At 45.3% G+C, this 13,374-nt stretch carries 11 protein-coding genes; all 11 read right to left on the bottom strand.

Annotation, left to right across the window (positions count from 1 at the left end; all coding sequences use genetic code 11):
- Positions 1-996 (bottom strand): alpha-ketoacid dehydrogenase subunit beta, encoded by a 996-nt coding sequence (locus tag CU633_RS04840; RefSeq protein WP_101658597.1) that lies wholly within the window; start codon positions 994-996, stop codon positions 1-3.
- Positions 993-2,063 (bottom strand): pyruvate dehydrogenase (acetyl-transferring) E1 component subunit alpha, encoded by a 1,071-nt coding sequence (gene pdhA / locus CU633_RS04835; protein WP_101658596.1) that lies wholly within the window; start codon positions 2,061-2,063, stop codon positions 993-995. Before pdhA ends, CU633_RS04840 begins: the two co-directional genes overlap by 4 nt.
- A 69-nt stretch (positions 2,064-2,132) precedes the next feature.
- Positions 2,133-3,239 (bottom strand): Leu/Phe/Val dehydrogenase, encoded by a 1,107-nt coding sequence (locus tag CU633_RS04830; protein WP_101658595.1) that lies wholly within the window; start codon positions 3,237-3,239, stop codon positions 2,133-2,135.
- Between the two features lie 81 nt (positions 3,240-3,320).
- A complete protein-coding gene (locus tag CU633_RS04825; RefSeq protein ID WP_101658594.1) occupies positions 3,321-3,710 on the bottom strand; it encodes a thioesterase family protein in 390 nt (129 codons plus the stop codon).
- A 211-nt stretch (positions 3,711-3,921) separates the two neighbouring features.
- Positions 3,922-4,716: an ABC transporter ATP-binding protein gene (locus CU633_RS04820; RefSeq protein ID WP_101658593.1), complete on the bottom strand. Its 795-nt coding sequence runs from the start codon at positions 4,714-4,716 to the stop codon at positions 3,922-3,924.
- On the bottom strand, positions 4,682-5,722 hold the full coding sequence (locus CU633_RS04815) for an ABC transporter permease (RefSeq protein ID WP_101658592.1): 1,041 nt from the start codon (positions 5,720-5,722) through the stop codon (positions 4,682-4,684). Before CU633_RS04815 ends, CU633_RS04820 begins: the two co-directional genes overlap by 35 nt.
- 17 nt (positions 5,723-5,739) lie before the next feature.
- Positions 5,740-6,747: an ABC transporter substrate-binding protein gene (locus CU633_RS04810; protein WP_101658591.1), complete on the bottom strand. Its 1,008-nt coding sequence runs from the start codon at positions 6,745-6,747 to the stop codon at positions 5,740-5,742.
- A gap of 241 nt (positions 6,748-6,988) precedes the next feature.
- On the bottom strand, positions 6,989-7,936 hold the full coding sequence (locus CU633_RS04805; RefSeq protein ID WP_101658658.1) for an NAD(P)H-dependent flavin oxidoreductase: 948 nt from the start codon (positions 7,934-7,936) through the stop codon (positions 6,989-6,991).
- A 40-nt stretch (positions 7,937-7,976) separates the two neighbouring features.
- Entirely contained in the window at positions 7,977-8,852 is an 876-nt protein-coding gene (paaX, locus tag CU633_RS04800; protein ID WP_101658590.1) for a phenylacetic acid degradation operon negative regulatory protein PaaX, read from the bottom strand.
- A gap of 134 nt (positions 8,853-8,986) precedes the next feature.
- Entirely contained in the window at positions 8,987-10,198 is a 1,212-nt protein-coding gene (locus CU633_RS04795; protein ID WP_101658589.1) for an acetyl-CoA C-acyltransferase, read from the bottom strand.
- A 259-nt stretch (positions 10,199-10,457) separates the two neighbouring features.
- Positions 10,458-13,061, bottom strand: a complete 2,604-nt coding sequence (gene adhE, locus CU633_RS04790; protein WP_101658588.1) for a bifunctional acetaldehyde-CoA/alcohol dehydrogenase — start codon at positions 13,059-13,061, stop codon at positions 10,458-10,460.
- Between the last annotated feature and the right edge of the window lie 313 nt (positions 13,062-13,374).

Below are 13,374 nucleotides of genomic sequence, written 5' to 3'. Positions count from 1 at the left end.
CTAAAACTTGATTACTTTTCCAATTGCCTGGATAATACGCTGCGGGGTCGGCAAATAATGGTCCTCAAAGCCAAAGTAAGGAACAGGAGTATCGAAACCGGTAACCCGCTCTGCCGGTGCTTTTTGATAAAGGAAAGACGTATCATTAATGATCGAGATGATATCATTCCCAACCCCGCTTGTTGCATGTGCTTCATGGACGATTACCGTCCGCCCTGTTTTTTGGACCGACTCGGCAATCATTTCTTTATCAAGCGGATAAAGGCTGCGCAGGTCGATAACATCACAGCCGACACCTTTTCCTGCCATTTCTTCCGCCGCCTTCATGGCAACCGGAACCATTGCGCCCCAGGCAATCACGGACACATCCTTGCCTTCCCTGAGCCTCTTCCCTCTCCCAATTTCAACACTGTACTTGCCGTCAGGGACTTCTTCACGGACAGAGCGGTAGCATCTCATCGGCTCTAAAAACAAGACAGGATCCGGATCCTCAATTGAAGCAATAAGCAGCCCCTTTGCATCGTACGGATTAGAAGGGCAAACAACTTTAATACCCGGCATATGCGTAAACAATGCCTCTGTGCTGTCACAATGAATTTCGGGTGCTCTAACTCCTGCACCGTATGGGGCCCTGATTACGATCGGCACAGTAAAATGCCCCATTGTCCGCATTCGCAGCCGGGTCGCATGGGTCATGATTTGCTCATAGGCCGGATAAATAAAACCGAGAAATTGAATTTCGATGACCGGCAGGAATCCATTCACCGCCATCCCGATCGCCGCCCCGACAAATCCAGCTTCACTAAGCGGTGTATCGATGACCCTCTCTTCCCCGTATTTTTCCTGGAGCCCATCAGTAGTACGAAAAACACCGCCGTTTTTGCCGATATCTTCACCAAGAAGAATGACTTCCTTTTTTTCCTCCAGCATGATATCGAGACCATCTGTGATCGCTTGAACCATCGTCAGCATTTTTGTGTTGATTGCCGTTGTCATGTAGGTACACCTCCAAGAAGCTTGAGATAGTCATCTTTTTGCTGTTGCAGCGACCATGTCGGCACAGCAAAAACGTGATCGAAAATATCGGCAGGATTTGCGGGAGGAAAAGCTTCCATTTCTTTCACTGCCTCGTCGACCTCCCTGGCTGCTTCCTCCTCTGCCTTTTTGACAAAGTCCGGATCATAAAATCCTTCTTTTTTTATCCAGCTTTCAAGACGAAGAATTGGATCGTCATAATTTCTCCTTTCCTGGCTCTCCTGCTGGTTTCGGTATTTGGAAGGATCGTCTGCGGTTGTGTGGGCCCCGTACCGCCATGTTACGGCTTCAATCAACGTTGGACCATCGCCATTTCTCGCCCTCTCCAGCGCTTTTAAAGTCTGAAAATACGCCGCAAACACATCGTTGCCATCAATCCTGATTCCCGGGATATCATACGCAAGCGCTTTTTGGGCAATTGTCTTCGTATTCATTTGCTTATCAAGCGGAACCGAGATCGCATACTGATTGTTTTCGTTAAAAAAGACAACCGGTGCTTTAAAAACGCTGGCAAAGTTAAGACCTTCGTGAAAATCACCTTCAGAAGTGGCTCCATCCCCAAAATAAACGATTGCGGCATTTTTTGTTCCCTTCCGCTTTTCCGCCAAAGCTGCTCCGGCAGCATGGGGAAGCTGGGTGGCGATCGGAATCGCGGGCGGGAAAATTTTCTTTCCCCCAGGAGGAATGCAGCCCTCATTCCGGCCATTCCAGAACAGCAGAATCTTTGTTAAAGTATGGCCAAATGTCATAGCGGCCCCATGGTCCCGATAGGTCGGGAAAAGCCAGTCGTCTTCCTTCAGCGCAAAGGCACTGCCAACCTGGGCTGCTTCCTGCCCTTCAAAGGGCGCATATGTGCCGATTCGTCCCTGCCGCTGTAAACTGACCGCTTTCCGGTCGAACGTCCGGATGCGAATCATGCTCTGCAAGAATTGGCAGGCAAGCTCCTTTGTCAGCAGATCCTTATATTCGGCTGAAACTAAATTTCCGTTTTGATCAATCACTTGAAAAATCGGGAATTGGTTTTCCATCCTTCACACCCTCGCAGTGATTATATTTATGAATACTACTTTAGTAATGTTGTTTTACAGCGAAAAAAATTACGTCCTGACTGCCCACTTAGGACGTTTCATATGGGAAAAAAAGCTATTTCGCCGCGTTCTCGCTTCAATCCGCTGTTCGCAGAAATGGTTGGCCGCTTCTACGGTCGTAATCCCTGTTTCCGCGGAATGCTTGTAAATATTTAAAAGAGAGTTATAGATTGCTTTTGTTTTACGGAGCACGCGCTCTTTATTCGGAGTATAGAGCTCATCCGCAACCTGGATAAGGCCGCCGGCATTGACGATATAGTCGGGAGCATATAAGATTCCTTTGTCTTGAAGCATTTGCCCGTGCCGGAGCTCAAGAAGCTGGTTATTCGCCGAGCCGACGACTGCTTTTACTTTCATTACTTCAATGGTTTGATCATTGAGAATCCCGCCCAAAGCACATGGAACAAAGACATCGGCAGCCGCCGCATAAATTTCATCACTTTTCATCACTTTTAAAGCAGTACCAAGGGATTTTGCCTTTAAGTTTAATTTTTCAACCGCATTTTCGTTAATATCAGCAACAAATAAATCGCACCCTTCTTCAAGGAGACGTTCCGCCACCTTTAGCCCCACCTTGCCAAGACCCTGGATTGCATAGCTTTTTCCAGATAAATCATCCGTTCCCCAAATCGCCTGATTGGTTGCCTGCAGCCCGTAAATGACTCCCTGCGCCGTCGGTACCGACGAGTCGCCGCTGCCGCCGTATACTTCATCGGCACCGACGATGCAGTTCGTTTCTTTTAAAGCGTGAATAAAATCCTCCGGGCTTGTTCCCATGTCGGTTCCTGTATAGAATCTCCCGTTCAGTGACTCAACAAACTGGCCAAACGCCCTGAATAGTTCCGGGCTTTTATCCTTTTGCGGATCACCAATGATCACTGCTTTGCCACCGCCAAAGTCAACATCAGCGGCCGCGCACTTATATGTCATTCCTTTTGACAGCCGCAATACATCCTCCAATGCATCATCGACAGCAGGATAAGGAAACATCCGGCAGCCGCCTAGCGCCGGCCCGAGTCTTGTGCTGTGTATCGCAATGATGGCACGCAATCCAGTCACTTCATCATTGCAAAATACGACCTGCTCGTGCTCGCGAATTTGTTCAAAAATATCCATCTGTTTTCCCCCTCAGCAAAATGATAACGCTTTCATTTGTCTGGAAAATAATAACCCTGCAGTTGTGGGGCTCAAGCCCCCTTAGCGGTTTTCGACCAACTCTCTTATTCTATCTTTTGATAAAATCACCTGGGTTACTGCTCCGATCCCGATCAGCTCTTTTTCGTTCCGGGCTGATACTTTTGTGACCACTTTATTATGTTTTAGGTCAAGAACCTGTGCAGTGATAGTAAGCTGTGACCCTTCCGGACTCGGGGCAAGATGCTTTACTTTGACCTCTGAACCCATGCCTTCTTCATGTTCTTCAAGAAAGGGCAGAATAATTTGTCTCGAAGCCCACTCCATATGATAAACCATCGTCACAGTCGAATAAGCGCGATGCACAATATCACCGGCAAAACAGGCAAACATATCCGGAGTAACAACAGCCCTTATCGTTGCCTCGTCTCCGATTCTTAAACCAGGCTTCATCCCATTCCCCCTCGCTTTTTCTCTAAATAAGCATAACTAATTAAAAATATGTATGACGTATATTTAACGATATAATAACATTGCGTATGGTAAATAGTCAATTAATTATAAATATTTATGAAAATCTGATTTTTTATTATATTTTCCAAAGCACAGCGAAAAGAAAAAGGATTAAATTAGGAAACCGCTAATCAATCCTTTTTCTTTTCTTTTAAGTGAGCAAAGCCCGGTCATTAGCCATTTTTGAACCTTTGATTCTTTGGAACTCGAGCAGCAGAGTTTCGATTGTGAGCTTTTTCTTGTCGCTTTCATCGACCTCAAGGATAATCCGGCCATTATCCATCATGATCAGCCGGTTCCCTAAATCGAGAGCCTGTTGCATGTTGTGGGTCACCATTAACGTCGTCAATCCGTATCTCTCAACAATTTCTTTCGTCAAATTCGTAATTAATTCCGCCCGGGACGGATCAAGGGCGGCTGTATGCTCATCCAATAGCAGGATCGCCGGCTCGGTAAAGGTTGCCATCAGCAATGATAAAGCCTGGCGTTCTCCACCGGAAAGCAGGCCCACTTTTGCATTTAAGCGGTTTTCGAGGCCGAGATGCAGGGATTCAAGCACTTCGCGAAAATACTCTTTCCTTTTTCTCGTCACGCCCCGCCTCAATGTTCTTGATTTGTTGCGTGCATAGGCCATTGCCAGATTCTCTTCGATCGTCATGCTTGGAGCTGTTCCAGCCATTGGATCCTGAAAGACCCTGCCGATTAATTTGGCACGCTGATATTCCGGAATTGGTGTTACATTCTTGCCGTCAATATGAACCTCGCCGAGATCGGGGAGAATAACGCCTGAAATAATGTTCATTAACGTCGACTTTCCTGCTCCATTGCTGCCGATGACCGTGACAAAATCGCCTTTGTTAAGATGCAGGTTCACATCGTTCAGAGCGATTTTTTCATCGGGGGTGCCCTCATTAAAAACTTGATTGATCTGATTTAAGTGCAGCATTGGCATCCCCCTTCCCATCAGCAGCCAAATTCAGCATCTTGACCCGTTCTGCATGTCTTCGTGCTTTTCGTTTCCGGTCACGGCAGCTTTCCATTACTTTAGGAGTGATTAACGCCAAAATGACAATCGCGGCTGTGATCAGCTTCATGTCGCCCGCCTCAAGAAACTCGACTCTTAATGCCAGGGTCACAACAATTCGGTAAATAATCGCCCCGCCAATGACGGCGAGCGTTGTTCTCGCAATCGTTTTCGTGCCAAATATCGCCTCACCGATAATGACAGAAGCAAGCCCGATAATAATGATCCCGATGCCCATGCCAACGTCGGCAAATCCACCCTGCTGGGCGATTAACGCTCCCGAGAACGCAACCATCGCATTCGAAAGGCCAAGGCCGATAATCACCATGGCATTTGTATTGGCAGATAAACTGCGGATCATCCTTTTATTATCGCCGGTCGCTCTCAGCGCCAGGCCAATTTCCGTTTTTAAAAACCAGTCAGTAAAAAGCTTGAAGGCGAGAGTAACGATCAACATGAACAGTAAAATTCCCCATGTTCGCGGCAAACTGCCTCCAAGGCCCACTGCTGTCAGGATTCCATTAAGAAACCCATCAAGCCCGATCCCGGCGGAGGCCTCACTGACATTGGTCAGCGCCGTTTCTGTATTTAAAAGCGGGATGTTCGATTTCCCCATAATCCTTAGATTGATTGAATATAAGGCGATCATCATTAAAATACCGGACAGAAGGGCATTAATCTTTCCGAACGTATGGAGAATTCCTGTCAGGCAGCCTGCCACAAAACCGGCAAGCAGAGCGGCCAATGTGGCCATAAACGGATTTCCGCCTGCAACAATCATCGTCGCAGCAACTGCTGCACCGGTCACAAAGCTGCCGTCGACCGTCAAATCAGGAAAGTCAAGAACGCGAAAGGATAAATATACACCTAAAGCCATAATCGCATAAATGATCCCTGATTCAAACGCTCCAAAAATCGCTGTAAACAATGAAAACCATCCTCTCCTTATTCACCATCATAAAACTCTGCGATCTCTTCCCATTCCGGCTTCAATTCAAGCCCCTGTGCCTCAGCAGCTTGCTTGTTAATCATGAGCTTCAAGCTATCCGGCAGTTCTACCGGGATTTCTGAAGGCTTTTTGTCACCTTTTAAAATCTGTGCGGCCATCAAACCTGTCTGGTAGCCGATATCAAAATAATCAAAACCGCTTGCTGCGATGGCTCCACGCTTCATCGAATCCAATTCACCAACGAAAAGAGGAATCTTTTCATTGTTTGCGACCGTTATAACGGACTCCAGGGCAGAAACGACTGTATTGTCGGTAGGAATATAAATCGCATCGACACGTCCAACCAATGACTCGGCAGCCTGCTTGACTTCAGCAGAATTTGAAACGGATGCTCCGACAACCTCCGCATCATTCTTACCTGCCAGCTCTTTCACTTGAGCGACCTGGACTTCCGAATTTTGTTCACCGGCATTATAGATAACACCTATTTTCTTGGCACCAACTTCTTTCGTGATAAAATCAATTGTTTGTTTCGTTGCATCAGGGTGATTATCAGTAGTGCCCGTAATATTTTCACCCGGTTTATCAAATGCTTTAACAAGGCCGGCGCCAACCGGATCTGTGACAGAAGTAAATAAAATCGGGATATCCTTTGTGGCGTTAAGCGCGCTGACAGCACTCGGGGTTGCGTTGGCAAAAATCAAATCAACACCATCGCCGACAAAATTGTTGGCAATCGTTTGCGGATTGTTCGGGTCACCCTGTGCATTCTGGAAATCAAATTCTACATTTTCTCCCTCTTTAAAGCCTTCATCTTCAAGAGCTTTCTTAAAACCTTCGGTCGCCGCATCCAGAGATGGATGTGGTGCATACTGGGTTAAGCCGATCTTAAATGTTTCTTTTTTTCGACCAGCAGCAGGCTCATTTGCTGTCTCATTGCCGCAGCCTGCAAGTAAAACAATCCCTGTTAAAAGTAATATGAAAATTTGTGCCGATTTTCGCATTGTAATCCCCCTTGTTATTAAAATTTTTTTATCCGGCTAACCATGCAACGCATGCAAGCCAGTACCAAAATATGTAACCGTTTTCATTTTGTATGATATTTACTATAGATACCGTGAATACAACGTTATATTATCATTATTTTTCTTTTCAAGTCAATAATATTCCGAAAATTAAATATAATTAAAAAATTTTTCTATTAAAAAAAGCCAGCACTAAAGCTTGGCTGACAATCGGTTTATATTAAACTAGTTGCCCTGCTCTGTTTAAAGCTGTCCGGGCCTCACTTACCATTCTTTCTAACAACTCGGAGACAGTCGGGATATCTTTAATTAGACCCGCTATTTGCCCGCCATTCATAAAACCGTCTGCTTCCTGTCCCTCAAGGGCCCCAATTTTATGAAATTCTTCAGATGTGAGCATATCGAATTGTTCAGAAGTAATACCCTTCTTTTCCTCATCCAAAAGTTTTCGGGCATATTCTGTGTCCATGACCCTTCTAATTTTCCCGACTGTCCGGCCGACAATGACCGTGTCATGATCCGAGGCTTGAAGAAGCTTTCGCTTATAGTTGCCATGAAATGGGGCTTCCTTTGTGGCAATCAATCTTGTTCCCATTTGTACCCCGCTTGCTCCGAGCGCAAGCATCGCCGCCAAACCCTTGCCGTCACCAATCCCACCCGCAGCAACTACAGGAATTTGCACATTGGCAACGATTTGCGGAATTAAAGCAAGCGTCGTCGTTTCAAGATTTGAGTTGATACCAGCGGCTTCATAGCCTTCCGCCACAAGTACATCCGCCCCTGCCGCTTCCGCTTTCCGGGCATGCTTGACAGACGCAACGACAGCCATTACTTTTATCCCATGCTCATGAAACTTTGGAATGTACGGAGCCGGATTTCCCGCTGATAAAGATACAGCATATACTCCGTGCTTGATCAAGAGCGCTCCGATTTCCTTTACATATGGGGAAACGGTAAGGGCGATATTGACCGCAAAAGGTCTTGTGGTTCTTTTCTTCGTGTCGATGATAATCGTTTCAAGCTCATCCGGCTCCATCGTTCCAGCCCCGATTGTGCCAAGTCCGCCAGCTTCGGAAACGGCTGCCGTCAACGGCGCATTGCTGATATTGCCCATGCCGCCCTGAATGATCGGATATTTAATGTTAAGGAGTGAAATTAATTGATTCACCTTTAAAAGCTCCTTTTTTGTCATTGTCCAGCCTTGCTGATTAATCAATAATAAAAGGATGATCAAGGACATTATAATCTTCCTGGCGGTTCTTTAGTTCGTTTCCTTCCTTAAAAACACTTTCAAAAAAACGTGACGCAGGCTCGGCCAGCTCCTTATAATAATCGCTGAATAATGCAGCAGCATGGCTGCCGAGCCACCTTTCCGGCAACAACTCTTCGGGCAGGCCCGGATCAATGAACAAAAATTTCCGGTATTCGTGGACGAGCTTCGTTCTTTCAACGAAGCATTCGGCATCAGACATTTGCCCTTTGGAAATTTTGTTTTTATCAATAATATACTTTTGGCTGTACTCGCTAATAAACTCCTGGTAGCGGTCATTAATTTCCTGCAGGTCCCAGCTTTTTTTTACTAATTTCACGTTTTCGTGTGGACCGTGATATTCCGCTACAAAAAAGTCGACATACGGTTCAATCCCGTACTTCTCAATCAAATCGTATACTTGTTTTTCAAGATTGTTGGCGGAAATCCAGCAGCTGCTTGAAATTGTCCCGAAGCCGCTCCAAACTAGTTCTTTTCTTAGTTCATCCCTGACGGCCCTAATTTCTTCGGGGATCGTGTACATCAGGATGCGCCATTTGCCGTCCCACTTTTCCGGCTTTAATTTAAAAATCCGCTTCGCCGCCTCTTCGATTCTTTTTTCACCGCGGGGAGTTAAAGAATAATAGCTTTTATTGCCGATTTTTTCGGCCTGAACCCAGCCTTGCTTGTTCATTCGGGAAATGGCTGCCCGGACAGATTGGTCATTATGGCCAAATTCATGCAGCAAACGGATCAAGCTTCCGGTCCAAATTTTACTTCCATAGTGGGATATGTAATCTCCATATAAGGTAAAAATCATTGATCTTGTATTCAATATCTGTTCATCCTCATTTCATCATACTTCTATTTCGACAAAATTCCGTCATATTGTCATTCTACAAGATTCGCAATTATTTTCATAATATTTTATTTATTTGGTTTGTAATCAAAACTAAATTCCTGTTATCTTCATTCGTTCCCTTCTAGATTTTCAACAATGGTGGCGATGCCCTGGCCAACGCCGACACACATCGTTGCCAGGCCATATTTAATGTTTCGTTTTTTCATTTCATAAAGGAGTGTTGTCATAATCCTCGCCCCGCTTGCACCAAGAGGGTGCCCGAGTGCAATCGCTCCACCGTTGACGTTAACTCTTTGCGGATCGAGTTCCAGCTCCCTGATACAGGCCAGCGACTGGGCAGCGAATGCTTCATTCAATTCGATCAGGCCGATATCATGGATAGATAATCCTGCCCTCTGCAATGCTTTTTTGACTGCGGCAACAGGCCCTACGCCCATAATCGACGGGTTGACTCCCGCCACGGCCGAAGCGATATATTTGGCAAGCGGCTTAATACCTTGTTCATTTGCCCGCCCGGCAGCCATTAATAATAAAGCAGAGGCTCCATCATTCACACCGGATGCATTTCCGGCTGTCACTGTTCCTCCGGGGAATAACGGTTTCAAATTTGCCAGAGCTTCGATGGTCACTCCAGGGCGAGGGTGCTCATCTTCTCTAACCGTTATCTCCCTCCCTTTTCGGTCAACATAAACAACCGGGGTAAGCTCATCGTTAAACCGGCCGGATTTAATAGCTGATTGTGTTTTTTGCTGGCTTTCCAACGCAAATTGATCCTGTTCCTGCCGGGAAATGCCGTATTGCTTTGCGACGTTTTCAGCTGTTTCCGGCATACTCTCAGAACCGTACATGCTTTCAAGCTGCTGATTAATAAAACGCCAGCCAATCGTCGTGTCAAACAACTCAATATTTCCGCGCGGAAAATCACTTTCCGGCTTTGCCGCGACATAAGGAGCCCTTGTCATGCTTTCTGTCCCGCCGGCTACATAGATGTCACCTTCCCCTGAAAAAATCGCCCTGGCAGCATAATTCACAGCATCCAAACCGGAACCGCACAGCCGGTTAATCGTTGTTCCCGCGACTTCAACCGGAAGGCCTGCCAATAACGCCGACATTCTGGCAATATTGCGGTTATCCTCGCCCGCCTGATTGGCATTCCCAAAGACAACTTCTTCAATGTCGCCCGGATTTATGTCCGGGTGCCTGGCGGTCAAAGCTTTTATCGCAATCGCCCCAAGATCATCCGGCCTGACGCTTTTTAAGGCTCCTTTATATTTTCCGACCGGCGTCCGTATCGCATCGACAATATATACTTCCCTCACAAAAAATCCCCTTTCCAAGTTTTATTACCGTCAATAAACATAACGTTTTATTATCGAACCGAAATAAAATGGTTATATATTATAATATCATATTAGCAGTTTAAAAATATAGAAAATTCAAATAGTTTTAATTGTTAATTTTAAATGGTGAGAATTACAAACTACAAAAATATGCGATATTCCTATCCACTCCGGGTCTTTCGCTGAAACAAAAAAAGCTTATGAGAACAACAAGCTCTCATAAGCTTTTCATTAAAATTTACACACCTTTAAAGGCTTGGCGGTATACTTCTGCGAGCTCAGTGACAAGCGGAAGTTTCGGATTGGCGGTAGTGCACTGGTCTTCAAAAGCCCGGTCCGCCAGTTCGTCGACTTTTTTCTCAAAGACTTCTTTGCTGACACCGTTCGCTTCGATGCTCATCGGAATTTCCAGCTCCTTGGCCAGCTTGATTATCGCTTGAACAAGGCTTTCGACACCTTCCTCCGTTGTCCGCGCCGGAAGTCCGAGCGTTTTGGCAATTTCAGCGTACCGCTTATCCGCGATAAAATGCTCATATTTCGGAAACGCTGTGAACTTCTTCGGTTTGGCAGCATTATAGCGAATAACATGCGGCATCAATATGGCGTTTGCCCGTCCGTGTGCAATCTCGAATTCCGCTCCAAGCTTATGGGCAAGGCTGTGATTGATGCCAAGGAATGCATTGGCGAAGGCCATTCCGGCAATTGTTGATGCATTATGCATTTTTTCCCTCGCCAGTTCATTGTTGCCGTTCCGGTAGGCTGTAGGCAAGTATTCAAACACAAGCTGGATCGCTTTCATCGCAAGTCCGTCCGTATAGTCATTCGCCATATTCGAAACATATGCTTCAATCGCATGTGTCAACACGTCCATCCCGGTATCTGCTGTAATATGTTTTGGCACGGTCATGACGAATTGCGGATCAATAATCGCTACATCCGGTGTAAGCTCATAATCAGCGAGCGGATATTTAATATTATTTTCTTTGTCGGTGATAACCGAGAACGATGTAACTTCAGAACCTGTACCAGATGTTGTCGGAATCGCAACAAACTGGGCTTTTCCGCCAAGATTCGGATATTTATAGATCCGCTTGCGTATATCCATAAACTTCTGTTTTAAGCCGGCAAAGTCAGTTTCCGGGTGCTCATAGAACAGCCACATCCCTTTGGCCGCATCCATCGCAGAACCGCCGCCCAGAGCAATAATGACATCAGGCTCGAAGCTCTTCATCATTTCTGCACCTTTCATAACGGTCTCTATTGAAGGGTCAGGCTCAACATCCGAGAATATTTCGCAATGGACATAATCAGGGCGCTTTCTTAAATAGTAGAGAACTTTATCAACATACCCGAGCTTAACCATTCCAGGATCTGTCACAATAAGCGCTCTTGAGATGTTCGGCATTTTCGCCAAATACTGGGTTGAATTCTTTTCAAAGTAAATTTTCGGCGGAATTTTAAACCACTGCATATTGACATTCCTTTTCGCCATTTTTTTAACATTAATCAAGTGGATGGAGCCTACGTTTGTCGATACGGAGTTTCCGCCAAAGGTTCCGCATCCGAGAGTTAATGACGGCATATAAGCGTTATAAATGTCACCAATCGCACCCTGCGATGACGGGGCATTAACAATGATCCGGCCCGCCTTCATTCGTTTACCGAACTCGTTGATGACAGCATCATCGCTTGAGTGAATGACGGCTGAATGGCCAAGCCCGCCAAATTCAAGCATTTCTTCAGAGCGGGTCAAGCCTTCCTCCGTGCTGTTCGCTTTATAACAAGCAAGAACGGGGCTTAATTTTTCTCTTGAAAGCGGGTATTGCGGTCCGACACCCTTTAACTCGGCAACAAGAATTTTCGTCTCAACCGGCACTTGGACCCCGGCCAATTTGGCGATTTCATGGGCAGATTTTCCGACAATATCAGGGTTGACTGCACAAGTATTTTCACTGATGACCAGCTTTTCAACTTTTTGTTTTTCTTCATTGTTTAAGAAATAGCAATCATGCTTCATCATTTCTGCTTTAACAGAATCATAGATTTGTTTGTCAATGATGACGGCTTGCTCTGAAGCGCAAATCATGCCATTATCAAATGTTTTTGAAAGAATCAGGTCATTGACGGCCCTTTTCACGTTGGCCGTTTTTTCAATATAGCATGGCACGTTGCCAGGCCCGACACCCAGGGCAGGTTTACCGGAACTGTAGGCTGATTTCACCATGCCCGATCCGCCAGTTGCAAGGATAAGCGAAACGCCCGGATGGTTCATTAATTGCCTTGTCGCTTCGACCGAAGGAGCTTCAATCCACTGTACGCAGTTTTCAGGAGCACCTGCTTTTACCGCTGCATCGCGGACGACCCTCGCTGCTTCACTGCTGCTTTTTTGTGCGGATGGGTGGAAGGCGAAGATAATCGGGTTCCGCGTTTTGATAGAAATGATCGCTTTAAACATCGTTGTCGATGTTGGATTGGTGACCGGAGTAACACCGGCAATTACGCCAACAGGTTCGGCAATTTCCACTACTCCTTCATGTTCATTTTCAGCAATGATTCCGACCGTTTTATTGTACTTAATATTATGGTAAACATATTCTGTCGCAAAAATATTTTTGATGATTTTATCTTCATATACGCCCCGCTTTGTTTCTTCCACGGCAAGCTTGGCGAGCGGCATATGCTGATCAAGCCCGGCAAGTGCCATTTCTTTAACAATCGAATCGATTTGTTCCTGGTCAAACGCTTTAAATTCCTTCAATGCAGCTTGCGCTTTCTTCACTAAACGGTCAACCATCAGAGCGGCGTCTTGCTTATCAGTTAAAACTTTTTCCTCTAATGCCATCATAATAACCTCCCTAATTTAATTTTGTGAAATATTTCACAAATACTTGTAAAAAAAATAATGATTCCTGCTATTACACTTTTATTATAATTGAATGGTTGGAAAATGTGTTTGTCTATTTTGTGAAATGTTGAGCATGATATTCATAAAATGGTTTATTCTTTATGAAAACGCTACCAAAATGTGTGTTTTAAACATTGATTTGTGAATATTATTGCATATTTATACGTTAATATACAAAAGTGAGAGTGGATGAATCCGCAATATTGCTTGCTTTATCCACTCTTCATTATTTCATTTCATCAATAAAAAA

It is taken from the genome of Bacillus sp. V3-13 (genome assembly GCF_002860165.1).
Classification (GTDB): Bacteria; Bacillota; Bacilli; order Bacillales; family Cytobacillaceae; genus Bacillus_BJ.
Note: the sequence above shows the minus strand (reverse complement) of the source record. Positions and strands in the feature narration are given on the sequence as shown.

What these genes read in the sequence shown, in the direction of transcription:
- CU633_RS04840 (WP_101658597.1), bottom strand. Translation starts at nt 996, where the DNA reads ATGACAACGGCAATCAACACAAAAATGCTGACGATGGTTCAAGCGATC.
- pdhA (WP_101658596.1), bottom strand. Translation starts at nt 2,063, where the DNA reads ATGGAAAACCAATTCCCGATTTTTCAAGTGATTGATCAAAACGGAAAT.
- CU633_RS04830 (WP_101658595.1), bottom strand. Translation starts at nt 3,239, where the DNA reads ATGGATATTTTTGAACAAATTCGCGAGCACGAGCAGGTCGTATTTTGC.
- CU633_RS04825 (WP_101658594.1), bottom strand. Translation starts at nt 3,710, where the DNA reads ATGAAGCCTGGTTTAAGAATCGGAGACGAGGCAACGATAAGGGCTGTT.
- CU633_RS04820 (WP_101658593.1), bottom strand. Translation starts at nt 4,716, where the DNA reads ATGCTGCACTTAAATCAGATCAATCAAGTTTTTAATGAGGGCACCCCC.
- CU633_RS04810 (WP_101658591.1), bottom strand. Translation starts at nt 6,747, where the DNA reads ATGCGAAAATCGGCACAAATTTTCATATTACTTTTAACAGGGATTGTT.
- adhE (WP_101658588.1), bottom strand. Translation starts at nt 13,061, where the DNA reads ATGGCATTAGAGGAAAAAGTTTTAACTGATAAGCAAGACGCCGCTCTG.